We start from the raw sequence: 22,583 nt of genomic DNA on the forward strand, positions 1-22,583 counted from the left end.
CTACTCCCCGGTAACTTGGCTTGGCATCGATGGTACGCGGTCCGCCCGGCTGCCCGCTGCACTGGCATGCTGGCGATATGGACACGACATCGCCCGAGACCCGGCAGTGGCGGGTCTCGGCCGCCCTGCCGGCGATCAAGATCATCGGGGCCGGGGCGCTGGTCGCGCTCGGCCTCCTGCTCGCCGACGGTGACCCGGTCCGGCTCACGCTGACCGGGCTGGCCGCCGCCGCGCTCCTGGTCTGGGCCGCCCGGGACCTGCTGGCACCGGTCCGCCTCGCGGTCGACCCGGAAGGGCTGACGGTGGTCAGCGGTTTCGCCGGCCGTCAACGGCTGCCGTGGTCGCAGGTGGCGGAGATCCGGGTGGACCAGCGAGCCCGGCTCGGCCGGTCGAACGCCGCCCTGGAGGTGGATGCCGGGGAGACACTGCACCTGTTCGGCCGGTTCGACCTGGACGCCGACCCGGTTGAGGTCGCGGCGCAGCTACGGGCGGCCCGCCCGGCCTGATCGTCAGGCGAGCAGGCTCGCGGTCCGGAACAGGGCCAGAACGAGCAGCACCACTACGAGCACCGACCCGCCGCCCACCTGCACCAACGTGCGCCGCGACCGCGGAGCGTGGGCGAGGACGAAGGCCATCAGGCCACCGACCACGAGACCGCCCAGGTGACCCGGGATCGAGATCCCCGGCACAGTTATCGTGAAGACCAGGTTGATCACCAGGATCGGGACCACCTGGGAGACGTCCCGCCCCAACCGCCGGCCGACGACGAACAGGGCCGCGAAGAGCCCGAATACGGCCGTTGACGCGCCCGCTGTGGCGGCGTTCGGCGCGCTGAACAGGTAGGCCGCCACGTTCCCGCCGAGGCCGGCGATCAGATAGAGGGCCAAAAACCGGGCCGGGCCGAGACTCGCCTCCAGGGTGCGGCCGAGAATCCACAACGCGTACATGTTCAGCAGCAGGTGGATCACGCCGTAGTGCAGGAACATCGCGGTGACCAGGCGGTACCACTCGCCATCGGCGACGCCACCCACGGTGCCGTTGGGAAAGACCGCGAGCCCGATCACGGCTCCCCACTCGGTCAACGGGGTGCTGCCGCCGAGCAGGCCACCGAAGCCGGAGCCCCCCACCACCGCGTCGCCACCCCGGTCGGTGCCGATGGAGAGCAGCATCACCAGGGCGTTGAACGCGATCAACGCCTTGGTGACGTAGCCGTGCTGGCCGGCGAGACCACCACCGAAGGCGGTCCGCGCCGGCCGCACACTGCGGCGCCCTTCGTTGACGCACTCCGGGCACTGGAAGCCCACCGAGGCCTCGCGCATGCAGTCCGGGCAGATGACCCGGTCGCAGCGGTTGCACCGGATATAGGCCTCCCGACCGGGGTGGCGGTAGCAGACCGGGGTGGTCGGTGGTGATTCACTCACCGGACAGCCCAGGTGCCCGAGCGCTCAGTCATGCGAGCAAAGGTACCCTGTCCGCGCCTTCAGGAGCCGGTGCGCTCGATCTCGACCCGCTCGATGACGACGTCGCGCAGCGGGCGGTCGGCGGGGTTCGTCGGGGTGTTGGCGATGGCGTCGACGACCTTCACCGACTCCTCGTCGGCGACCTGCCCGAAGATGGTGTGCCGGTTGTTCAGGTGCGGGGTCGGCGCCACCGTGATGAAGAACTGCGAACCGTTGGTGCCCGGCCCGGCGTTCGCCATCGCCAGCAGGTACGGCCGGTCGAACCGCAGCTCGGGGTGGAACTCGTCGGCGAAGGTGTAACCCGGGCCGCCCCGGCCGGTGCCGGTCGGGTCACCCATCTGGATCATGAAACCGCTGATCACGCGGTGCGAGATCGTGCCGTCGAAGTACGGGCCGCTGCCCGGCTGGCCGGTCCGCGGGTCGGTGTACTGCTTGGTGCCGTCGGCCAACTCCACGAAGTTGCGAACGGTCTTCGGCGCGTGATTCGGAAAAAGCTGCAGCCGAATCGGGCCGGCGTTGGTGTGCAGGGTGGCGTAGAGATCCTCGGCCACGGGTACTCCTCACTCGTTGTTCAGTTCCAAGCGGATCCTCCCATGTGCCCGATCTGGCCATGCGGAGGCATCCAAAGGTGGAGGATGACGAAGGGACAACTCTGAGGAGGTGGGACCGTGTTTGGAAACGGGCGGCGCAAGACCCAGAGCCAGCTTGCCAAGATCGAGCTTGGTCGAAGCTTGGGTCACCTGAAGCGGGCGGCGGGGCACGCAACGAACGGCACCGGCGCCACGGTCGGCCCACGGGTGCGGGCGGCCCGCAGCGCGGTTACCCCGACCGCGCTGGTCATGCGGGACCGGGCGGCGAGCGGTTACGTGTCGACCATGGCGGCCCTCGCGCCACTGGCCATCGCCGTCCGCGAGGCCCAGGCGGAGGCGGCCGGCCGGGCCGCCGCCGAACGGCGGGCCGATGCGGGCAGGTCGACCACCGCCAGTAAGAAGGTGCGGGCGAAGAAGATGCGGGCGACACGCGCGAAGCAGCGGTCCGGTCGGAGCAGGACGGCCAGCCTGCTGGCGGCCAGCGCCGTGGTGGGCCTGATCGGCGCGATGGCGTTGCGACGCCGCTACGAACGGCGAGAGTGGGTCGAGTACGACCCGGTCCCCAGCCTGGAGCCGATGCAGGACGAGACGGACATGATCGAGGTCACCACCCGGACCCCGGCCGAGCAGACTGCGCCGACCGCGACCGGAGGTGCCGCCACAGCGGCGGGCCCGGCGACCGGTGGCGCAAACGGCAGGGCGGGGGGCGGTGGCACGGCGACGGGCGGCACCAGCGGTGCAGCGGCCGGCAACACCGCCAAGGCCAGCTCGGGCCGGCGGTCCACCGCGACGCCGACCGAGAAGGTCCGCGCACCGGGCGAGAAGGTCCCCGCGACGCCGGCCGACAAGGTCCCCGCGACGCCAGCCGAGAAGGTCCCCGCGACGACCGAGGGCAAGAGCGCCACCGGCCGGCCCAGCAACGACCTCTCCAAGGCCATGAAAAACGGCCGCCACTGACCAGGTCAGAGCCAGCCGTGCCGGCGGAACCAGCGGTACAGCGCCAAGCTGATCCCGAGCATCAGGGCCAGCACCGTGGGGTAGCCGTAGGTCCACCCCAGCTCCGGCATGAACGCGAAGTTCATCCCGTAGATCCCCGCGATGGCGGTCCAGACCGCCGCGACGGCCGCCCAGGCGGCGATCTTGCGCATGTCGTTGTTCTGGTCAACGGTGACCTGGGCCAGCCGCGTCTGGAGGATTGAGTTGAGCAGGTCGTCGTAGGAGTTGACCTGCTCAACGGCACGGCTGAGGTGGTCCTGCACGTCCCCGAAGTACCGACAGATCTCCATCGGCACCTCGCGGCTGCGCTCAGCGGTGATCCGCAGCAGCGGACGTTGGAGCGGCATCACCGCCCGCTTGAACTCGACCAGTTCCCGCTTCACCTGGTAGATCCGCTGGATCCGATCGCCGCCCTGCCGACGGTCGAAGACATCGGCCTCGAGCGTGTCCAGGTCGTCCTCCAGCCGGTCGGCGACCTCCAGGTACTGGTCAACCACGCGGTCGGTCACCGCGTACGCCACCGCCCACGGGCCGTGCGACAGCAGCTCCCCCTTCGACTCCAGGTCGGCGCGCACCGGCGCCAGCCGGCAGACGTCCCCGTGCCGGACACTGACCAGGAAATTCGGGCCGATGAAGAGCAGCACCTGGCCGGTCTCGACGACCTCGGAGTGCTCGGTCAACTCGGCCTGGTCGCGGTAGTGGGCGGTTCGTAGCACCAGGAAGCTCACCGCACCGAACTGCTCCAGCTTGGGCCGCTGCTGGGCTTTGACCGCATCCTCGACGGCCAGTTCGTGCAGGCCGTAGGTGACTGCGATCTCGGTCATCTGGGCCAGGTCGGGCTCGTGCAGGCCGAGCCAGACGAAGCCGTTGCCGGCCCGGCGAGCCGCCGCCAGCGCCTCGGCGTGGTGCTGGTGGCCGGGTTGCCGCTCGCCGTCCAGATAGAGCGCGCAGTCAACGACCGCATCGTGGGGCATGGCCGGCACCGGCGGCCCGGCGGCGCTGTCGGAGCTGAGCCGGCGGGTCATCGCCCGCACCGGGGCAGCCCAGTCGCGCGGTCGGATCACCCGGCCACCCGCCCGGGTACCCCTGGGCCCGCGCCGCGACCGGTCCGCCATCGCACCCTCCCCGCTCGGCGATGCGTTGCAGCGTACGCCGTCAACCGGTCAACGCCGATGCCGCAGGGGCGGGGCTAACACCGACCGGCCACCTCGCACCAACCCACGCCCGCCACCGGACCGGCCACAGTCGAACCAGCCCGGCGCGGGTAGGAGGTCAGCCGCGTACGGCCGCCATCGCCGCCGCGAGTCGACGGGCACCCTCGTCGATCTGGTCCGCGGTCACCGCCGAGTAGGCCAGCCGCAGCGCGTGCTGCCCACCGTCGAGCACGAAGTCACTGCCCTTCACCACGGCGACCCCGCGCTCCGTCGCGGCCGGAGCCAGCCGGTCCACCTCGACGTCCTCCGGCAACTCCACCCAGAGGAAGTAGCCGCCGTCCGGCTCGACGAACCGGGCCTCCGGGAGGTGCCGCCGCAGCGCCTCGGCCAGCACCTGGGCCCGCTCGCCGAGGGCCCGACGCACCGTCGCGATCGAGCGGTCGATGTCCCCGGAGACGCAGAACTGGTGCACGGTCGCCTCCGAGACCATGCCCGGCGAGATGTAGAGGTTGGTCGCCTTCTTCGCGATGTCGGCGATCAGGTCCGCCGGCCCCACCAGGTAGCCGACCCGCACGCCCGGGCAGACCGTCTTGGTGAAGCTGGAGGCGTGCACCACCCGGTTCTGGGTGTCCAACGAAAGCATCGAGGGCAGCGCCTCGCCGCGGAACCGGATGTCGGCGTACGGGTCGTCCTCAAAGATCGTGAACTCGAACTCGACCGCGAGGTCGAGTAGTTCCCGCCGCTTGTCCAGGCTCAGCGTCACCCCGGCCGGGTTCTGGTAGTTCGGGATGACGTGCGCCAGCCGTGGACGCACCCCGGACTCCAACAGCTTACGCAGCTCGGAGGTGTCCAGACCGTCCGGCTGGATGGTGATCCCGTGCAGCTCACTGCCCATCCGCCGCAGGTTCAGCAGGGTCCGGTCATAGGTCGGCCGCTCCACCACCACCGCGTCACCGGGTCGGATCAGGTGGTCGAAGAGGAACGCGTCGGCCTGCAACGAACCGTTGGTCACCAGGACCTGGTCCGTCCCGACTCCGTGCTTCCTCGCGATCCACTCGCGCAACGGAAGGTAACCGGCGGAGGGACCGTACGCCGTCACACCGGTGGGATCGGCGTCGAACGCACGGACGGCGGCGGCCTTCAGCCCCTCGACATCGACGATGTCCAACGAGGGAGCGCCACGGGCGAAGGAGATCAACTGCTCGGCGGTCATGGCTGTTCAGCGTACGGAAGGCGAGGGAGGATGCGCCGACGGCACGACGAGTCACCTCGCGGTGCCACCGGACGGGTGACCGATCTCACCCGGGGACGACCCGTTCGGTCGCCCAGACCCGGACGACGTCACGGAGCGAGATCACCCCGGCCACCTCCCGACCGTCGAGCACCACCAGGTGCCGGAACCCGCCCCGGGCCATCGCCGTCGCCGCCTCCTCGACCGTCCACTCCGGCCCCGCGTACACCACGTCCCAGGTCAGGTGGGCTCCAGTCCGCTCGTTGTCACAGTCCAGCCCGCGTCCGATCGCGTTGAGCAGGTCCCGCTCGGTCATGATCCCGACCCCTTCGGAATCCGGATCGATCACCACCGCCGACCCAATGCCCCGTTCCGACATCATTCGCGCCGCCTGCCGGAGCGTGTGCTCCGGGCCGACCACCAAAACCTGGCTGGACATCACTTCCCGAACCTGCATCACACCTCAACCCCTGCGGGACGTTGCACTCAGTAAAAACATGGTGCACCCAGTGTGTTGCCGGGACAAGGCTGCCGCATGCGATCCGACCAGCCCACTCCGGTCGAGCGGCACCGGCAGCCCCGCGCTCCCCACCCACCAGCCGGTCCGGTTGCTCCCAGGAGCCCCATTCGACGGCGCTATTCTCCTCCGGTGACAGCCGAACGAACGCAGAACGAGGCCGGAATGGTCGGGATGGTGCTGGCCGCTGGCGCCGGACGCCGCCTGCGCCCACACACCGACACGCTGCCGAAGGCGCTGGTGCCGGTTGATGGCGCGACCACCATCCTCGACATCGCGCTGCGCAATCTGGCCGAGGTCGGACTCACCGAGATCGTCGTCGTGGTCGGCTACGCCGCCGACGCGGTTCGGGAACGCCAGGCGGACCTGGAGCAGAAGTACGGCGTCACGCTCACCCTGGTATCCAACGACCGGGCCGAGGAGTGGAACAACGCGTACTCGCTCTGGCTGGCCCGCAGCTGGTTCGCCCGCGGGGTCCTACTGGTCAACGGAGACACCGTCCATCCGGTGAGCGTGGAGAAGACGCTGCTCGCCGAGCGCGGGCCGGGGATCCTGCTGGCGATCGACACGATCAAGACGCTGGCCGAGGAGGAGATGAAGACCACCTTCGACGTCGACGGCCAGCTCACCCGGATCACCAAGCTGATGGACCCGCACGAGGCCCGCGGGGAGTACATCGGGGCGACGCTGATCGAGCCGCACGTCGCCGAGGCGCTCGCCGACGCGCTGGAGGCCACCTGGCGACACGACCCGAACCGCTACTACGAGGACGGCTACCAGGAGTTCGCCGACCGAGGTGGCGAAGTACGCGGGGCGCCGATCGGCGATGTCGCCTGGGTTGAGGTCGACAACCACGACGACCTCGCGCGGGCCCGGGAGATCGCGTGCCGCTACTAGCCCGGACCGTCGCCACTCCGCTGACCATCGAGGTCCGCCGGGGTGCGGTCGCCAACCTCGGCGAGCTCCTCGCCGACCGGCGGATCTCCGCCGGCGGCGACGTGGCCGTGGTGGTGGGGCCCGGGCAGGGGGAGAAGATCGTCGAGCTGTGCCGGCCGACGTTGGGCTCGGCCGACGTCTTCACGGTGGCCGGCGGCAGCGTTGACGCCGCCAACGAGTTGGGCGACCGGCTCCGCCGCCGGCACTACGACGCGGTGGTCGGGATCGGCGGCGGCCGGACGATCGACACCGCGAAGTACGCCGCCACCCGCTACGGCATCCCGATGGTCACGGTCGCCACCAGCCTCGCCAACGACGGCATCGCCTCCCCCGTGGCCTCACTGACCCACGACGGCGGCAAAGGCTCGTACGGGGTCCACATCCCGATCGCCGTCCTGGTGGACCTCGACTTCGTCGAGCACGGCCCGGACCGGCAGACCCAGGCCGGAATCGGTGACGCGGTGAGCAACCTCAACGCCTGCGCCGACTGGGAGCTCGCCCACGAGCTGCGCGGCGAGCCGGTCGACGGGCTCGCCGTGACGCTGGCCCGGACCGGCGCCGAGGCGCTGCTGAACCACCCCGGCAAGATCACCGACGACGCCTTCCTCACCACGCTGGCGGAGGCGTTGATCCTCGGCGGCATCGCCATGTCGATCTCCGGCTCGAGTCGGCCGGCCAGCGGCGGCGACCACGAGATCTCGCACGCCATCGACCACCTCTGGCCCGGCACCAGCGCCCACGGCGAGCAGGTCGGGCTCGGGGCCCTCTTCTGCACCTGGCTGCACGGTGACCGGGACCGGTTCGGCCAGCTCGCCCGCTGCCTGCACCGGCACGGCCTGGCCACCCGCCCGACCGACCTGGGACTCACCGACGAGCAGTTCGTCGAGGCGGTGCACTTCGCGCCCCGGACCCGGCCGGACCGCTACACGATCCTCGAACACCTCGCCCTGTCCACCGACGAACTCCGGGCTCGGTTGGGAGACTGTCTTGACGCCCTCGGTGAGCACCTTGACTGAACCGTCCCGGCCGACCCGGGCCGACTTCTACCGGACCAACCGGGGCGGCGGACTGTTCAGCGAGTCGGTCAGCCAGTGGATCGGGGCCGCCTTCGCCGGCGGCGCACACCGGCTCGGGCTGCGGCCCACCACGCTGAGCATCACCAACCTGGTTCTCGGGCTGCTCACCTCGGTGACCGTGGCGGCGCTGGCCGAGCCGGTCGCCGCGGGCCACCTACCGGCCTGGTTGGTCGGGCTGGTGGCGTTGGTCGGCTGGCAGGTGGCGTACGCGCTGGACTGCGCGGACGGGCAACTCGCCCGGGTCACCGGTCAGGGCAGCGCGGCCGGGGCGCGGGTGGATGTGCTCAGCGACGTGGCGGCCCAGATCGCCCTGGTCGCCGCACTCAGTGCGACCGCGGTCGCGCAGTCACCGTCGATCCCCGCCTGGCTGATCGCGGCCTTCGCCGGCACCTGGATGGTGAACCTGGTCACCTCGGTGATGCAGGCCGGGCCGAACGCGAGCAGCATGGTCACCTCGACCTCGCTGCTGGTACGGCTGGTGAAGCTGATCCGCGACTACGGCGCGGTGATCTTCGTTGCCGCACTGGTGCTGCTCTTCGCGCCTGGCCTGACCAGTTGGGTGATCGTCGCCTTCACCGCGATCAACGGCGGTTTCCTACTCGCCAGCATCGCCTTCGCCGCTCGGGCCTCACTGCGCTGACCGGCGGCCCGACTCGGCCGTACGGACGGTTTCGGCGTAGATGGCGAGCAGCTGCCGGGTGACCACGTCCGGGTGGAAGGTGCGCTCGTAGCGGGCCCGAGCAGCCGGTGCCCGGCTGACGGCTTCGGCGGCTGCCCTTGGCAGCGCGGCGGCCAGCGCGGTCGGGTCCGGCGGCACCACCCAACCGGCGGGTTCCGCGGTGTCGGCGCCGACCAGGAACGGGATACCGCCGAGGGCGGTGCCGAGCACCGGCCGACCGGCGGCCAACGCCTCGATGATCACCGTCGGCAGCACGTCGTGCCAGGTGGAGGTGGCCAGCACCACCGCGCTCGCCACCAGGGCGGCGTGCACCCCGTCCCGGTCCAGCGGACCGAGGAAGGTCACATCTGCCCGCTGGGCCGCCGCCGCCTCCACCAGGGGTCGCAACTCACCGTCCCCGGCGACCCGGAGCGGGCCGAGCGCACCGTCCGGATGCCGACGCCAGGCCTCCAGCAGCAGGTCCAACCCCTTCTCCGGGCTGAGCCGGCCGAGGAAGAGGAAGCCGGCGCCCAGCGGCGCCGGGGCACCCGGGTCGGGGATCGCGTTCGGCTTCACCACGATCCGTTGCTCCGGGATGCCGTAGTCCCGCAGGTGCTCCGCGATCGAGGTGGTCAGCGCGATGAACCGGTCCACCGAGCGCCAGGTGCCCCGGTGCACGGCGAGCGTCGTCGCCATCAACGCGCTCTGCGCCCGCGACCCCCGGTAGCAGCGGTGCACGATCGCCGGTACGCCCAGCACCCGCCCCCGGCAGTCCTGGCAGATCGCCCCGTCCCGGAAGTACAGCCCGGACGAGCAGACCTGCCGGTAGTTGTGCACCGTCTGCACCACCGGCACCCCGTGGTGGTGCGCGGTCCGCACCACCCAGGGCGAGAGCAGGGGGTACGGGTTGTGCAGGTGCAACACGTCCGGCCGGTGCTCGTCGAGCAGGCGACCCAGCTCCCGCTGGGCTCGCGGGGCGTAGATCGGTGAGATCGGCAGCAACGCCTTCGCGGACCGCGACATCGACGCGATCTCGTCGGAGCTACGCAGGAACGGCAGCACCTCGACCCCGGCCGCGGTCAGCTGGGCGATTTCCGCGTCGACGATGGTGTTCTCGCCAGACGGCTGAGCCTCCCGGTACCGGTTGTGCGCCACCACGATTTTCATGGAATTGGAGGCTACCGTTGGTGGGTGCCCGAACTACCAGAGGTGGAGGCGCTCGCCGACTACCTGCGCCAACGCGCCGTCGGCCGACGGGTTGACCGGCTGGAGATCTCCGCGATCAACGCCCTGAAGACGTACGACCCGCCGATCACGGCCGCGGCCGGCCACCTGGTCACCGATGCCCGGCGCCACGGCAAGTTCCTCGACCTGGTGCTCGGCGCCGACCTGCACCTGGTCGTTCACCTGGCCCGCGCCGGCTGGCTGCACTTCCGGGAGGAGTTCTCGTCCCGCGCCCCGCTGCGCCCTGGCAAGGGCCCGGTGGCGCTGCGGGCCCGTCTCGATGACGGCTCCGGGTTCGACCTGACCGAGGCGGGCACGCAGAAGAGTCTCGCCGTCTATCTGGTGACCGACCCGACGGCGGTGCCGGGACTGGCCCGGCTTGGCCCGGACGCGCTGGCCGTGGACCCGGCCACCTTCGCCGAACGGCTCCGTAGCCGAAAGGGCCAGGTCAAGGGAGTACTAACCGACCAGACGGTGCTCGCCGGGGTGGGAAACGCGTACTCCGATGAGATCCTGCACACGGCACGGCTGTCACCGTTCGCGCTGACCACCCGGCTGACCGACGAACAGCTCGCCACCCTGCACGGGGCGACCCGGGACGTGCTCGGCGACGCGGTGTCCCGGTCAGTGGGACAACGGGCTGCCGAACTCAAGGGTGAGAAGCGCTCTGGCCTGCGGGTACATGCCCGCACCGGATTGCCCTGCCCGGTCTGCGGCGACACCGTACGGGAGGTCTCGTTCGCTGACTCCAGCCTCCAGTACTGCCCCGGTTGCCAGACCGGCGGGAAGCCGCTCGCAGACCGACGGTTGTCGCGGATTGTACGGTGAGTGAGGGCACTCGCTTCCGGCCGTGAATATTCTGCCCGGGCGCGACGAACGTCGGGATTGGGGTTCTACGTGAACGGCCATCCATCGGTATAGTGGCCCGGTCCCGGCTTCTGTAAAGGTCCGGAGCCGGCCAGCTGCCAACCGGCACAGCCCTGAAGCGAGGTCCTACCGGTCCGCGCTCGGGTCCGGGTGACGCATGGGAGACTGAAGCGGTGGGCGACACGGACCCTCACTCCGAGTGAGCGGTCCGCGTCCTGCGGGAGGACATGGATGAGGTGACGACAAGCCTCCAGCGCCCGGTAACCAATGGAGGCCGGAGCAGAACCGTGCGGCAGGTCGACAGCTTCGAGATCCAGCCGCCGACGCCGCCGTCTCACAACGGCGTGCCTCGGTCGGCCTGGGCCCGTAGCCACCGTCGGGTGTCCCGCTGGCACCGCCCCTACACCGCGGCGCTGGTGCTGCTGGACTTCGCCGCCGCCGCCTTCGCGAGCTTCACCGCCATCCGCGCCTTCGACCAGGCGCGGGCCGGGTTCTACAACGACCCGGCCTGGTTCTACACCGTCGCCTGCCTGCTGCTACCGCTCGGCTGGGTGGCCATCCTCTGGTTCAACGGCTCCTACGACCGGCGTTACCTGGGCCTTGGCCCGGATGAGTTCAAGCGGGTGCTCCGCGCCGGCGTGGCGGTCTGCGCGACGGTCTCCTTCCTGGCGTTCGCCACCAAGACGCATCTGTCCCGATATTCGGTCGGCACCGCGCTGCTCCTCGCCCTGCTGCTGATCCTGCTGGTCCGGATCCTGGTCCGATTTGTGCTGCACGTGATCCGGCGCAACGCTGGCCGGGCCGGCCACCGGATGGTCCTGGTGGGCACCCTGCCCGAGTGTCTGGAGGTCCACCGCCAGGTCACCCGCAGTCCCGCTGCCGGCCTGGTGCCGGTCGCCATCCACCTCACCGACGGCTACGCGGCTGCCCGGGGGGTGGAGACCCCGGTCCCGGTCTTCGCGGGGCGGGACCTCCTCGCCCTGGTTCGCGAGGTCGGCGGCGACACCATTGCGGTCTGCGGGTCGGCCAGCGCCGAGCCCGGCGAACTGCGCCGCATGGCCTGGCAGCTCGAAGGTTCCGGGGTCGACCTCGCGGTGGTCCCGCAGTTGACCGACATCGCCGGGCCCCGCGTGCACATCCGGCCGATCGAGGGTCTGCCGCTGCTGCACGTGGAGGAGCCGACTCTCTCCGGTCCGGCGCTGCTGGCGAAGAACATGCTCGACCGGGTGGCTGCCGGGCTCGGCCTGTTGATCCTGCTACCGGTCTTTCTCGCGATCGCGATCTCGATCCGAATCTCCGACCCGGGTCCGGTGTTCTTCCGGCAACCCCGGGTGGGCCACGAGGGGCGGACCTTCCGGGTCTGGAAGTTCCGCACCATGTACGTGGATGCCGAGGAGCGGCTGGCCAGCCTGGTTGACCAGAACGAGACCGACGGCATGTTGTTCAAGATGAAGCGGGACCCGAGGGTCTTCCCGGTGGGCCGCTTCCTGCGCGCCTCGTCCCTGGACGAGCTACCCCAGCTGATCAACGTGCTGAAGGGGGAGATGTCGTTGGTCGGGCCCCGCCCGCTGCCCGCCGACGACGGTGACTTCCTCGGCGACGTACGCCGCCGGCTGCTGGTCAAGCCTGGCATTACCGGCCTCTGGCAGGTCTCCGGCCGCTCCGACCTCTCCTGGGACGAGGCGGTCCGCCTCGACCTCTACTACGTCGACAACTGGTCGCTGGCGTACGACCTGAGCATCCTGTGGCGCACGGTCGGAGTGGTGCTCGCCCGGAAGGGCGCGTACTAGCCCGACGAGTAGTGTCCGGAGGTGGTCAGCTCGGATAGCAGGCGGCCCCCAGGTGCGCTGCACGAGCAGCATTCGCGAAGCAGAGGGGCAGCATGGAGCAGGTACTTGTCACGGGAGCGACCGGCACCGTGGGTAGCCTTCTGGTTCGGGACCTCGCCGACCGCGGCGTGCGAGTGCGGGCGCTGGTCCGTTCGCCGCAACGAGCAACGGCAGCCCTACCTCAGGGCGTGGAGGCGGTCCGGGGGGATGTCACCGACCTGGCGTCGGTCCGGTCCGCGGTCAGCGGGTGTGACACCGTCTTTCACGCTGCCGGGCTCCCCGAGCAGTGGTTGGCCGACCCCGACGTCTTCGAGCGGGTCAACGTCGGCGGCACTCGGCACCTGGTCGAGTCCGCTCTCGCCGAAGGTGTGGCGACGTTCGTCTACACCAGCACCATCGACGTTTTCGACCAGGCCCCGGGCCGACCGTTCGACGAGTCAAGGATCGCGGAACGGCCGCTCGGCACGGCCTACGAGCGTTCCAAGCAGCACGCCGACGTTCTCGTGACCGAGGCGGTCGAGCGGGGCCTGCCAGCGCGGTTCCTGCATCCGTCCGGGGTCTACGGGCCCGGGCCGGCGACCGCCACCGCGCTGAACCTGCTGCTGCTCAGACTGGTCCGTAATCAGATTCCCGCGCTGCCCCCGGGCGGCATGCCCGTCGTCTTCACCGAAGACGTCGCCCGGGGACACCTCCTCGCGGCCGAGGCGCCGATCGGCAGCCGATTCATCCTCTCCGACCGCTACCTGACCCTGACCGCGATGGCCGAGCTGGTCCACACGTTGGTGCCGACGGCCAAGGTCCCCCGCACCATCCCCACGGCCCTCGCGAAAGCCATGGCCACCACCGGGGAGGCCGTCTCCCGCATCACCCGCCGGCCGCCCCTGCTCGCCGCGGGCGAGCTGCACTTCCTCCGCTCTCACCCGCTACCGGACGCCGCCCGGGCCCGCAGTCAGCTGGGCTGGCACACCACCGAGGTACCGGAAGGCTTTGCCCGCGCCCTGCGGCACTTCGGCGTACTGTCCTAGCCAGCAGCCGGGAGCACGGCCTCCCATCCGGTCGGACCGGACGCCCTTGACATCGGCACACCGAGGCCGGCTCCACCCCCTTGGCAGCAGCGGCGGCAGCGGCCACGATGCACTCCGTGAGTGGCAACCTCTCCGCCGTCGTGGGTGTCGTCGCTCTGGCGACCGCGCTGGCGGCAACCCTCGTCGCGGTGCTGCGCCCGCGCGGCCACCGCACCATCGCCACCGCCACCCAGCGGGCCACCTACGAGGTGCTGCACACCGCCGGACTCGCCGCCGTGCCGCTCCGCGCCGGGCTGACCGCCGCGAACGCCGCCAAGGCCGTACGCCACCTCCGGGCCCTGGTCGGGGCGGTCGGGTTGGCGCTGACCGACACCGCGGCGTTACTCGCCCTCGACGGGCACGGCGCACACCACCAAGCCCAACTCGTCGCGGCGGCCCGCCGGGTCGCGGCGACCGGCCGGTCGACCGTGCTCGGGGAGGCGGAGCTGCCCTGTGACCGGGTGGACTGCCCGATCCGGGGTGCGGTCGTCGCACCGTTGACCGGCGCGGACCGGCGGGTTGTCGGCGCACTGCTGGCCCTCGCGGACGGGGCACCCGCGCCCGGCCTGGTTCAGGCGACGCTGGAGACCGCGCACTGGGCCGGTAACCAACTCGCTCTCGCGGAGCTGGACTCCTCCCGAGAGCGGTTGGCCCGCGCCGAGGTCCGCGCGCTGCGGGCACAGATCAGCCCACACTTCATCTACAACGCGCTGACGGCGATCGGATCCTTCGTCCGCACCGACCCGGACCGGGCCCGGGAGTTGATCCTCGAATTCGCCGAGTTCACCCGCTACTCGTTTCGGGCGCACGGCGAGTTCACCACCCTCGCCGAGGAGCTCCGATCGATCGATCACTACCTGACCATCGAGCGGGCCCGGTTCGGCGACCGGCTCCAGGTGCGGCTCCAGGTCGCCCCCGAGGTGCTGCCGGTGACCCTGCCCTTCCTCTGCCTGCAACCACTGGTCGAGAACGCGGTGCGCCACGGGTTGTCCGGTAAGCCCGGCACGGGCATGGTGAGCATCGAGGCCCGGGACGCGGGCACCGAGTGTCACATCACGGTGGAGGACGACGGGGTGGGGATGGATCCGGCCACGCTGACCGCCGGCATCGCCGAACTGGCCACCGCCGGAAGCGCCCCGGTGGGTGCGCCGGGCGGACAGGTGGGTCTGTCCAACGTTGACGAACGACTTCGGGCGGTTTTTGGGGACGATTTCGGCCTGGTGGTGGAGACCGGCCTCGGCTTGGGCACGCGGGTGAGCATGCGGGTGCCGAAGTTCCATCCCGGCGTACGGGCCGGCTCGTGACCGGGTTCCTCCGGGTCCTGGCGGTTGACGATGAGCCACCGGCCCTCGACGAGCTGGCCTACCACCTGCGGGTCGATCCACGGGTCGCCCGCCTACACACCGCCGGTGACGCCACCGAGGCGTTGCGGGTACTCCGCGACGACGACGTGGACGTGGTCTTCCTGGACATCCGGATGCCGGGGCTGGACGGTGTGGAGCTGGCCCGGGTGCTCCGCCGCTTCGCCCGGCCGCCGGCCATTGTCTTCGTCACCGCCTACGACGACGGCGCGGTGGACGCGTTCGACCTGGGCGCGACGGACTACGTTCGCAAACCGGTCCGGGCGCAACGGTTGGCCGAGTCGCTGCGCCGGGTGATCGGAGCGCGGCGGGTGTCCCCGCAGCCGGCGACGCCGGCACGGGAGGAGGACCCGACGATCCCGGTCGAGCTGGCCGGGACGACCCGGATGCTGCCCCGGTCGGCGGTGCGCTGGGTAGAGGCGCAGGGTGACTACGTACGACTGCACACCACCAAGGGTTCCCACCTGGTCCGGGTCTCCTTGGCGACCCTCGCCGAGCGGTGGGCCGACGCCGGTTTCGTGCGAATCCACCGCTCCTACCTGGTCCAGTTGCGGCTCATCGCCGAACTGCGGCTGGTGAACTCCGGCTACGTGGTGGTGGTCGACTCGACCGAGCTGCCGGTCAGTCGGCGGCATACCCGCGAGCTGAAGGAAAAGCTGATTCGGACGGCCAAGCAGGACTGGGCCCGCCGACCCGGCTAGAGCACCATGGCGGTGATCGCCGCCCCGAGCAGTGCCGGCCCGTATGGGATGGGGGTTCGCCAGCCGGCCCGACCGGTCACCAGCAGGACGCCGACCAGCGGAAGGTTGACCAGCGGAGCGAGCAGAACCCCGGTGACCACGGTCGGCCACCCCAGCCAGCCGAGGTAGAGCCCGAGCGCCGCACCGAGCTTCACGTCGCCGACACCGAGTTGGGACCGGGGCAGCAGCGTGAGCGTCAGGTATCCGACCCCGCAGAGCGCGGCGGCGAGCAGGGCCCGGCCCAGCGCCGGGAAGGCCGGGTCGGCCACCGCGGCGAGCAGCAGTAACGCCAGCCCCCCGCCGGCGGCGACCCCCACCAACGGGTCGGGCAGCCGCAGCACCCGCAGGTCGACCACGGCCAGTGGCACCGCGAGGGCAGCGAGCAGCAGAAACGCCGGCAACGCCCAGCTGGCTCCGACGCCGGGCCCCACGATGCCGGTGACGGCGGCGGTGAGAGGCACGGTGACCGCCCATCCCGGGGTCAGTGGGCGACGACAGTCTGGGCACCGCCGGGGTGCCCGCCACCAGGGTGGCCGCGCGCCGGCGCAGTCCGGGCAGGCGCTCCGCCAGGCCGGCCGGGGCCGACCGGTCGGCCAGTCGATGGCGTATCGGTCAATCAACCCGGGCAGCAAAAGCCCCCAGCCAGCACCGGCGACGGCGGCGACGAGGGGAAGCAGCACGGCGGGAGCGTAGCGCCCGCCTGCCCCGTCCCGGCGTCTTCGCCCGCACCGGTCCACAGCTCCCGCCGCAGGTCAGAGCGGTTGTGGCCGTAGTTATCCACAGCAAGGACCACTTCTCCACAAGTTATCCACAGGGCGGTGCGATGCTTCACCGGCCAGCAGGGCAGCGCTTGACTTTCCCCGGAATCGAGCGAGACTGCCGGAGTGGTCGCCGCCGATGACCGCGTTTCCGCGCGGACCCGCATCGTGCTGGCCGATGTGGTCCGGCGCGAGTCCGATAGCGAGCACTCCCGCACCGAGCACCCTCGCACCGAGCTCGCCGAGCAGACCCGGGTCGGCGAGGCGCTGGTCCGCGGCCTGGTCCGGGCGCAGCTCTCCCTGGCGTTGCGGCTCTGGCTGGTGGTGGCCGTCGGGCTCGGCGGCCTGCCGTGGCTGTTCGCCATCGCGCCGTCGGTCAGCCGGATCACCGTGCTCGGGGTACACCTGCCGTGGGTGCTTCTCGGCGGGCTCGCCTTCCCGTTCCTGGTCCTGGTCGGCTGGGCGTACGTGCGCCTGGCCGAACGCAACGAGCAGGACTTCACCGACCTGATCCAGCGGCCGGAGCGCTGAGTGTGGGCAACGGCTACGTCGCTCCGGCGATCGTCGCGGTCACCCTGATCACCGTCGGCATTGGCTTCTACGGCCTGCGCCTCGCCCGCACCACCTCGGATTTCCTGGTGGCGTCCCGGGCGGTCAGCCCGACCTGGAACGCCGCCGCGATCGGCGGGGAGTACCTGTCAGCGGCGAGCTTCCTCGGCATCGCCGGTCTGATCCTCACGCACGGCGTGGACGTGCTCTGGTACCCGGTCGGCTTCGCGGCCGGCTACCTGGCGCTGCTGCTCTTCGTCGCCGCACCGCTGCGCCGCTCCGGGGCGTTCACCCTGCCTGACTTCTGTGAGCTCCGGCTGGACTCCCGGCGGCTGCGCACCCTCGCCACCGCGTTCGTGATCTTCATTGGTTGGCTCTACCTCGTCCCCCAGCTGCAGGGCGCCGGGCTGACCATGGCCACGTTGACCGGCGCGCCGTACCCGCTGGGAGCCCTCCTGGTCGCGGCGGTGGTCACCGCGAACGTGGCGCTCGGCGGCATGCGCGCGATCACCTTCGTCCAGGCGTTCCAGTACTGGCTCAAGCTGACCGCACTCGCCGTACCGACGATCTTCCTGGTGTTGCAGTGGCAGGCCGACGCCCGCCCGGCGGTGACCCCACCGGAGGGTCCGACCTTCCGCACCGCGACCACCGTCGTGGTCGAACATCCCGCCACCCTCACCCTCCCCGACGGCCAGCTGCGGCAGGTACGCCCCGGCGACGAGCTGACCTTCGCCGCCGGGCAACCGGTGCCCGAGGTGACCGGAGTCGCCACCGACCCGGCCGACTGGTTGCTGCCCAGCACCGAAGCCGACGACCAGGGCCTCTTCACCACCTACTCGCTGATCCTCGCCACCTTCCTCGGCACCATGGGCCTACCGCACGTGCTGGCACGCTTCTACACCAACCCGGACGGCGCCGCCGCCCGCCGCACCACCCTGGTGGTCCTGGCCCTGGTCGGCGCCTTCTACCTGCTGCCGACCGTCTACGGGGCACTCGGCCGGATCTACACCCCACACCTGCTGCTCACCGGGGAGACCGACGCGGTGGTGCTGCTCCTGCCCGGCGCGGCCCTGGGTACGGGGACCACCGGTCGACTCCTCACCGCGCTGGTCGCCGCCGGCGCGTTCGCGGCGTTCCTCTCCACCTCCTCCGGCCTGCTCACCAGCGTCGCCGGAGTGATCTCCACGGATGTGCTGGGCCGTGGCTCGCTACGCGGGTTCCGGCTCGCCACCGTGCTCGCCGGCAGCGTGCCCACGGTGTTCGCACTCACCGTCTCCGGGTTGGAGGTGTCACAGGTGGTGGGGTTGGCGTTCGCGGTGGCAGCGTCGAGCTTCTGCCCGCTGCTGGTGCTGGGCATCTGGTGGCGGGGGCTGACCGCCCGCGGCGCCGCGGTCGGGGTGCTCGTCGGTGGGGGCGCTGCGGCCGGGGCGGTACTGGCGACCATCCTCGGCCCCCCGCTGACCGGATGGCCGGCCACGCTCCTCGCGCAGCCAGCCGCCTGGACGGTCCCGCTCGCCTTCACCGTCATGATTGCGGTGTCTGGTGCCACCCGCCGCCGCGTCCCGACCGATGTCGGCGCCACCATGCTCCGCCTGCACGCCCCCGAAGCCCTGCGACCGTAACCAGGGCCCTCCCTTTCGGAAGGGCCCTGACCGGAACGTCATCTCAACAGGCGTCGGTACCGGCGCAGAGCCGTGCGGCTACGCGCTCCGCAATACGCTGGTCCTCGGCCGGATCAACGCCCTTGAACCACACCTGGGCCACCAGTTCGCCCTGTCGCACGAAGAGCCACCGCCATGCCGCCTTTTCCCCGATCCGACCAACCACCAACGACTCGTCACCCGCAAGGCCGGAGGCGAAGACCTCCATCCCTTCGCTGTCGTCCGGGTTCAGGGGCTTACAGCCGTCCACCTCTCGCCGAACATTTCCCATCGTCGACTTCGCCGCCTCCTCCGAATGCCTTTCCACACGCTGAATCACCGAGCTCTCGGTCCCGTTGTAGAAAACAGTGCCACGGAACGCTCTCTCTCCTGGCCAGCTCTGTCCGTCTTCCTCGCAGGTGTAGCTGGTCCCCGCGTGGAAAGACCAGTCGCCGTCCAGATCGTCACCCGCCGCCCGGAAGCCGGTCGGGAGATCCTCGGTCCGGAGCATGGCCGCGGCCGGAACATCCGGTGCCGGCGGACTGACGGTTGGTGGATCGGTGGTCTCCGGCGACTCGCTCGGCGGCACCGTGGTCGGCGAGGATGACGGGGTGGGTGGCGCCGTTGGCGTCGGAATGCCGCTGGGGCTTGGCGAAGGGCTGTTCGTCGCGGGTAGCGACGGCGGCACGGGGTCCGGGCCCCCGGCTAGGGCCACAGCACCGGTGGCGACCACGGCGATGGCGACCATGCTCGCCAAACCGGTGGCAAGGCGGGTCTGCCGGGTCCGCCGGCGGGCACGCGCACGCACCTGGTCTGCCGGGTCCCAGGTCAGGGTCTCGGTGTCGTCGTACAACTCGGCGAAAAGCGGATCAGGCATGAGTGACCTCCTCCGGAAACGAGGTGTCGAGAAGGGCAGCTAGGGCGTTCCGTCCACGAGCGAGGCGAGCCTTGACGGTGCCCGTCGGCGTACCCGTCTCGATCGCGATGTCAGCAACGGACAGATCCATCAGGTGGTGCAGGACGATCGCCTCCCGCTGCTCGCTTGGCAACTGTCGCAGTGCGGTGACCAGCGCCACGGTGTTCTCTGATGGCGGTTCGGTGGCTGCGTCGGCACCGTGCCGGCGGTAGGCGACGACGCCATTACGAATCTTGCGCCAGCGGTTCACCAGCTGCCGGTGCCCGACAGTCCGCACCCACGCCTCCGGGTTGCCGTATGTGCTGATCTTTGACCAGCGCTGCCAGGCCCGCACGTATGCCTCCTGGGCCGCGTCCTGCGCCTCAGCCAGGTCACCACCGAGTGCGTAAAGCACCGTGACAACCCGATGCCGCGTGCTGCGGTAGAACTCCGCAAAACTATCTTCCGCATTCACTGCGTTGTTCCTCCCCTCTCGACTTCCCCGGTATCACCCACGACGAAGTAGGACGGTTGCAGGACACCCGAAAGTCTTTTCGCCCGTAGAAGGTTGGCTGGTCCTGGCTACGGTCTTACGTATGACAGCAGAGCACTCCGCCCTTGCGCTGCGCGGTCTCGTGAAGCGCTTCGACGCGAAGACGGCCGTGGCCGGCGTTGACCTGACCGTGCCGGCCGGCTCGTTCTACGGGCTCCTCGGGCCCAACGGCGCCGGCAAGACGACCACGCTGTCGATGGCCGTGGGGCTGCTCCGGCCAGATGGCGGCGGGGCCTGGGTGCTCGGCCACAATGTCTGGGCCGACCCGGTACGGGCGAAGCAACTCCTCGGCGTCATGCCCGACGGCGTACGCCTCTTCGACCGGCTCAGCGGCGCCGAGCTGCTCGCGTACCACGGCCTGCTGCGCGGCATGGACCCTGCCGTGGTTGACCAGCGCGCGGCGGAGCTGCTGGATGTGCTCGCGCTCGCCGACGCCGGGCGGACGCTGGTGGTGGACTACTCGGCCGGGATGAAGAAGAAGATCGGCCTGGCCTGTGCGCTGCTGCACGGACCCCGGCTGCTGGTGCTGGACGAGCCGTTCGAGGCGGTTGACCCGGTGTCGGCGGCACTGATCCGAGACATCCTCGCCCGGTACGTCACCGGCGGTGGCACGGTCGTCTTCTCCAGTCACGTGATGGAGGTCGTGGAACGGCTCTGCTCGCACGTGGCGATCCTCGCCGACGGCGCCATCAAGCGGGTCGGCACCCTGGACGAGGTCCGCGGAGAGCAGACGCTGGAGCAGGTCTTCGTGACGGTCGTGGGCGGGCGCACCGCGACCGGTGCGGAGCTGGCGTGGCTGTCGCGGTGACCGACGTGGGGGCCGGTCGGCAGGTCTCGGCCCGGCACTTCGTCCGGCTCAAGCTGCGGGTGCTGGGCAACAACTTCCGGGGCCAGGGTCGACGGGTCGGCCTCTTCGCGCTCGGCGCGTTCGTTGGGCTCTGGTTCGCTGCCTTCGGCTTCTTCCTCTTCGCCGCTCCGGGCCTCGCCGGCAACGACCGGTACGCAACGCTGCTGGCGGCCTTGGGTGGCGGACTGGTGGTGCTGGGGTGGCTCCTGCTGCCGCTGATCTTCTTCGGGGTCGACGAGACGCTGGACCCGGCCCGCTTCGCGCTGCTTCCGCTGCCCCGTCGGACCCTGGTCACGGGTCTCTTCGCGGCGGCACTGGTCAGTGTTCCGGCGGTCGCCGTGCTGCTGGCCTCCACCGGTGTGATCCTCACCGCAGGCATCTTCGGCGGATGGCCGGCCGCCCTCACGCAGGCGGTCGGGGTGCTGGCCGGCCTGCTGCTCTGTGTCGCCGCTGCCCGCGCCGTCACCAGTGCCTTCGCCACGATGCTGCGTTCTCGTCGGGTCCGCGACCTGGCCGCGGTCCTACTCGCGGGGGCCGCCGCCCTGATCGCCCCGGTGCAGCTGGCCGCCACCGCCGCGCTGCGGGACGCGGACTGGGACCGGCTCGCCGCGGTGGCCACCGTGGTCGGCTGGACGCCGTTCGGTGCACCGTGGACGGTCGGCATCGATGTCGCGCAGGGACGGGTCTGGGCCGCACCGGTGAAGCTGCTGATCACGGCGATGACCGTGGTGGTGTTGCTAGCCTGGTGGTCTCGCTCACTGGAGTCGGCGATGGTCGGCACCGCGAGCAGCGGCCGGGCGTTGACCCGGTCAACGGCTACCGGCACCGCGGTCACGCAGCTCTTCCCCCGGCTGCTGGGCTGGCTTCCCCGGAGCCACTTCGGCGCGTTGGTGGCGCGGGAGGCCCGCTACTGGTGGCGGGACGCCCGCCGTCGGGCAAGCCTGATCACACTGGCCGTGATCGTCCTCTTTGTCCCGGTCATGCTCAACCTGGGCGGCGCCGGACTCACCGGGGACACCGGCGGCAGCGCCCTGGATACCTCTTCCCCGGTCCTGGTCACTCTCTCCATGGTCTTCGTCGGGGTACTCGCCGCGGCAACCCTGGCCAACCAATTCGGCTTCGATGGCAGCGCGTACGCGGCGCACGTGATCGTGGGGGTGCCGGGCGCGGTGGAGCTGCGGTCCCGGATGGCGGCGTTCTCGCTCTACCTGCTGCCGCTGGTTCTGCTCATCTCCGGGGTGCTCGCCCTCCTGGTGCTGGGGCAGCCGGGATGGATCGGCCTGACGGCGGGGAGCCTGCTCGCCACCTTCGGCGCCGGGCTCGCGGTAAACACCCTGCTATCGGTACTCGGGGCGTACTCGTTACCGGAGACGAGCAACCCGTTCGCGCTGAACAGCGGCGCCGGGGTGGCCCGCAGCTTCCTGGCCATTCTGTCCATGCTCGCCTCGGCGGTCGCGGTGATCCCGATGGTGGTGGCCGCCGCGCTGCTCGGCGATGTCTGGCTCTGGCTGGCCCTTCCGGTCGGCGCGGCGTACGGGCTGGGGGCGGCGCTGCTCGGCGCCTACCTGGCCGGCGATGTGCTGGACCGGCGCCAGCCCGAACTGCTGGCGACCATCACCCCCCGCCGGTGAAAGAGCC

The 22,583-nt window shown here is 70.8% G+C and carries 23 protein-coding genes; 14 read left to right on the plus strand and 9 right to left on the minus strand.

Annotation, left to right across the window (positions count from 1 at the left end; translation table 11 throughout):
- The first annotated feature begins 77 nt into the window (after nucleotides 1–77).
- Complete coding sequence (locus tag AC1UKG_RS17570; RefSeq protein WP_018745518.1) at nucleotides 78–506, plus strand: PH domain-containing protein; 429 nt, start codon at nucleotides 78–80, stop codon at nucleotides 504–506.
- 3 nt (nucleotides 507–509) lie between these two features.
- Here AC1UKG_RS17570 and AC1UKG_RS17575 read toward each other — a convergent pair whose 3' ends face one another.
- Together AC1UKG_RS17575 and AC1UKG_RS17580 are read right to left on the minus strand one after the other, a co-directional pair.
- Nucleotides 510–1,421, minus strand: a complete 912-nt coding sequence (locus tag AC1UKG_RS17575) for a rhomboid family intramembrane serine protease (protein ID WP_018745519.1) — start codon at nucleotides 1,419–1,421, stop codon at nucleotides 510–512.
- A gap of 59 nt (nucleotides 1,422–1,480) precedes the next feature.
- Nucleotides 1,481–2,011, minus strand: a complete 531-nt coding sequence (locus AC1UKG_RS17580; protein ID WP_018221995.1) for a peptidylprolyl isomerase — start codon at nucleotides 2,009–2,011, stop codon at nucleotides 1,481–1,483.
- A gap of 117 nt (nucleotides 2,012–2,128) precedes the next feature.
- On the opposite strand from AC1UKG_RS17580, the gene AC1UKG_RS17585 reads away from it, so the two are divergent.
- Complete coding sequence (locus AC1UKG_RS17585) at nucleotides 2,129–3,007, plus strand: hypothetical protein (protein WP_018814624.1); 879 nt, start codon at nucleotides 2,129–2,131, stop codon at nucleotides 3,005–3,007.
- 5 nt (nucleotides 3,008–3,012) lie between these two features.
- On the opposite strand, the gene AC1UKG_RS17590 is transcribed toward AC1UKG_RS17585, so the two are convergent.
- From AC1UKG_RS17590 to AC1UKG_RS17600, 3 genes are all read right to left on the minus strand, one after another.
- Nucleotides 3,013–4,161 (minus strand): magnesium and cobalt transport protein CorA, encoded by a 1,149-nt coding sequence (locus AC1UKG_RS17590; protein ID WP_018814623.1) that lies wholly within the window; start codon nucleotides 4,159–4,161, stop codon nucleotides 3,013–3,015.
- A gap of 157 nt (nucleotides 4,162–4,318) precedes the next feature.
- Complete coding sequence (locus AC1UKG_RS17595) at nucleotides 4,319–5,413, minus strand: aminotransferase-like domain-containing protein (protein ID WP_018745522.1); 1,095 nt, start codon at nucleotides 5,411–5,413, stop codon at nucleotides 4,319–4,321.
- Nucleotides 5,414–5,498: 85 nt separating this feature from the next.
- Nucleotides 5,499–5,888 (minus strand): CBS domain-containing protein, encoded by a 390-nt coding sequence (locus tag AC1UKG_RS17600; protein WP_018733007.1) that lies wholly within the window; start codon nucleotides 5,886–5,888, stop codon nucleotides 5,499–5,501.
- 225 nt (nucleotides 5,889–6,113) lie between these two features.
- On the opposite strand from AC1UKG_RS17600, the gene AC1UKG_RS17605 reads away from it, so the two are divergent.
- The 3 genes from AC1UKG_RS17605 to AC1UKG_RS17615 are packed head-to-tail and all read left to right on the plus strand — an operon-like array spanning nucleotide 6,114 to nucleotide 8,600.
- A complete protein-coding gene (locus AC1UKG_RS17605) occupies nucleotides 6,114–6,845 on the plus strand; it encodes a phosphocholine cytidylyltransferase family protein (RefSeq protein WP_026325481.1) in 732 nt (243 codons plus the stop codon).
- A complete protein-coding gene (locus AC1UKG_RS17610) occupies nucleotides 6,833–7,900 on the plus strand; it encodes an iron-containing alcohol dehydrogenase family protein (protein ID WP_018745524.1) in 1,068 nt (355 codons plus the stop codon). Before AC1UKG_RS17605 ends, AC1UKG_RS17610 begins: the two co-directional genes overlap by 13 nt.
- Nucleotides 7,884–8,600, plus strand: coding sequence for a CDP-alcohol phosphatidyltransferase family protein (locus AC1UKG_RS17615; protein ID WP_018745525.1), 717 nt, complete (start codon nucleotides 7,884–7,886; stop codon nucleotides 8,598–8,600). The genes AC1UKG_RS17610 and AC1UKG_RS17615 overlap by 17 nt, the downstream gene beginning before the upstream one ends.
- Here AC1UKG_RS17615 and AC1UKG_RS17620 read toward each other — a convergent pair.
- Nucleotides 8,589–9,785, minus strand: a complete 1,197-nt coding sequence (locus AC1UKG_RS17620) for a glycosyltransferase family 4 protein (RefSeq protein WP_018745526.1) — start codon at nucleotides 9,783–9,785, stop codon at nucleotides 8,589–8,591. The genes AC1UKG_RS17615 and AC1UKG_RS17620 overlap by 12 nt on opposite strands.
- 24 nt (nucleotides 9,786–9,809) lie before the next feature.
- On the opposite strand from AC1UKG_RS17620, the gene AC1UKG_RS17625 reads away from it, so the two are divergent.
- The 5 genes from AC1UKG_RS17625 to AC1UKG_RS17645 all read left to right on the plus strand — a co-directional run bounded on the left by AC1UKG_RS17625 (nucleotide 9,810) and on the right by AC1UKG_RS17645 (nucleotide 15,664).
- Nucleotides 9,810–10,670 (plus strand): DNA-formamidopyrimidine glycosylase family protein, encoded by an 861-nt coding sequence (locus AC1UKG_RS17625; RefSeq protein WP_018814620.1) that lies wholly within the window; start codon nucleotides 9,810–9,812, stop codon nucleotides 10,668–10,670.
- A gap of 266 nt (nucleotides 10,671–10,936) precedes the next feature.
- On the plus strand, nucleotides 10,937–12,499 hold the full coding sequence (locus AC1UKG_RS17630) for a sugar transferase (RefSeq protein ID WP_026271533.1): 1,563 nt from the start codon (nucleotides 10,937–10,939) through the stop codon (nucleotides 12,497–12,499).
- Between the two features lie 92 nt (nucleotides 12,500–12,591).
- Complete coding sequence (locus AC1UKG_RS17635; RefSeq protein ID WP_018814619.1) at nucleotides 12,592–13,563, plus strand: NAD-dependent epimerase/dehydratase family protein; 972 nt, start codon at nucleotides 12,592–12,594, stop codon at nucleotides 13,561–13,563.
- Nucleotides 13,564–13,679: 116 nt separating this feature from the next.
- The gene (locus AC1UKG_RS17640) at nucleotides 13,680–14,906 is read left to right on the plus strand and encodes a histidine kinase (protein ID WP_018814618.1); all 1,227 of its coding nucleotides are present in this window, start codon (nucleotides 13,680–13,682) and stop codon (nucleotides 14,904–14,906) included.
- Complete coding sequence (locus AC1UKG_RS17645) at nucleotides 14,903–15,664, plus strand: LytR/AlgR family response regulator transcription factor (RefSeq protein WP_018814617.1); 762 nt, start codon at nucleotides 14,903–14,905, stop codon at nucleotides 15,662–15,664. Before AC1UKG_RS17640 ends, AC1UKG_RS17645 begins: the two co-directional genes overlap by 4 nt.
- Here AC1UKG_RS17645 and AC1UKG_RS17650 read toward each other — a convergent pair.
- A complete protein-coding gene (locus AC1UKG_RS17650; RefSeq protein WP_018814616.1) occupies nucleotides 15,661–16,383 on the minus strand; it encodes a prepilin peptidase in 723 nt (240 codons plus the stop codon). The genes AC1UKG_RS17645 and AC1UKG_RS17650 overlap by 4 nt on opposite strands.
- A 204-nt stretch (nucleotides 16,384–16,587) precedes the next feature.
- On the opposite strand from AC1UKG_RS17650, the gene AC1UKG_RS17655 reads away from it, so the two are divergent.
- Together AC1UKG_RS17655 and AC1UKG_RS17660 are read left to right on the plus strand one after the other, a co-directional pair.
- Nucleotides 16,588–16,992: a hypothetical protein gene (locus AC1UKG_RS17655; RefSeq protein WP_018745533.1), complete on the plus strand. Its 405-nt coding sequence runs from the start codon at nucleotides 16,588–16,590 to the stop codon at nucleotides 16,990–16,992.
- 2 nt (nucleotides 16,993–16,994) lie between these two features.
- Nucleotides 16,995–18,632: a sodium/solute symporter gene (locus tag AC1UKG_RS17660; protein ID WP_482642832.1), complete on the plus strand. Its 1,638-nt coding sequence runs from the start codon at nucleotides 16,995–16,997 to the stop codon at nucleotides 18,630–18,632.
- A gap of 43 nt (nucleotides 18,633–18,675) precedes the next feature.
- Here the strand turns inward: AC1UKG_RS17660 and AC1UKG_RS17665 are convergent, their stop codons facing one another.
- Together AC1UKG_RS17665 and AC1UKG_RS17670 are read right to left on the minus strand one after the other, a co-directional pair.
- Complete coding sequence (locus AC1UKG_RS17665) at nucleotides 18,676–19,527, minus strand: hypothetical protein (protein WP_018814614.1); 852 nt, start codon at nucleotides 19,525–19,527, stop codon at nucleotides 18,676–18,678.
- Nucleotides 19,520–20,020 carry a SigE family RNA polymerase sigma factor gene (locus AC1UKG_RS17670; protein WP_018745536.1) on the minus strand — a complete coding sequence of 167 codons (501 nt, stop codon included), beginning with the start codon at nucleotides 20,018–20,020 and terminating at the stop codon, nucleotides 19,520–19,522. The genes AC1UKG_RS17665 and AC1UKG_RS17670 overlap by 8 nt, the downstream gene beginning before the upstream one ends.
- 121 nt (nucleotides 20,021–20,141) lie before the next feature.
- On the opposite strand from AC1UKG_RS17670, the gene AC1UKG_RS17675 reads away from it, so the two are divergent.
- Nucleotides 20,142–20,906 carry an ABC transporter ATP-binding protein gene (locus AC1UKG_RS17675; protein WP_018814613.1) on the plus strand — a complete coding sequence of 255 codons (765 nt, stop codon included), beginning with the start codon at nucleotides 20,142–20,144 and terminating at the stop codon, nucleotides 20,904–20,906.
- Complete coding sequence (locus tag AC1UKG_RS17680) at nucleotides 20,891–22,576, plus strand: ABC transporter permease (protein ID WP_482642831.1); 1,686 nt, start codon at nucleotides 20,891–20,893, stop codon at nucleotides 22,574–22,576. The genes AC1UKG_RS17675 and AC1UKG_RS17680 overlap by 16 nt, the downstream gene beginning before the upstream one ends.
- Nucleotides 22,577–22,583 lie beyond the last annotated feature (7 nt).

It is taken from the genome of Salinispora sp. CH2A1_6 (assembly GCF_056820975.1).

Coding starts and splice junctions, on each gene's coding strand:
- AC1UKG_RS17570 (WP_018745518.1), top strand. CDS start 78: ATGGACACGACATCGCCCGAGACCCGGCAGTGGCGGGTCTCGGCCGCC.
- AC1UKG_RS17630 (WP_026271533.1), top strand. CDS start 10,937: ATGGATGAGGTGACGACAAGCCTCCAGCGCCCGGTAACCAATGGAGGC.
- AC1UKG_RS17665 (WP_018814614.1), bottom strand. CDS start 19,527: ATGCCTGATCCGCTTTTCGCCGAGTTGTACGACGACACCGAGACCCTG.
- AC1UKG_RS17595 (WP_018745522.1), bottom strand. CDS start 5,413: ATGACCGCCGAGCAGTTGATCTCCTTCGCCCGTGGCGCTCCCTCGTTG.
- AC1UKG_RS17675 (WP_018814613.1), top strand. CDS start 20,142: ATGACAGCAGAGCACTCCGCCCTTGCGCTGCGCGGTCTCGTGAAGCGC.
- AC1UKG_RS17605 (WP_026325481.1), top strand. CDS start 6,114: ATGGTCGGGATGGTGCTGGCCGCTGGCGCCGGACGCCGCCTGCGCCCA.
- AC1UKG_RS17620 (WP_018745526.1), bottom strand. CDS start 9,785: ATGAAAATCGTGGTGGCGCACAACCGGTACCGGGAGGCTCAGCCGTCT.
- AC1UKG_RS17635 (WP_018814619.1), top strand. CDS start 12,592: ATGGAGCAGGTACTTGTCACGGGAGCGACCGGCACCGTGGGTAGCCTT.
- AC1UKG_RS17600 (WP_018733007.1), bottom strand. CDS start 5,888: ATGCAGGTTCGGGAAGTGATGTCCAGCCAGGTTTTGGTGGTCGGCCCG.
- AC1UKG_RS17590 (WP_018814623.1), bottom strand. CDS start 4,161: ATGGCGGACCGGTCGCGGCGCGGGCCCAGGGGTACCCGGGCGGGTGGC.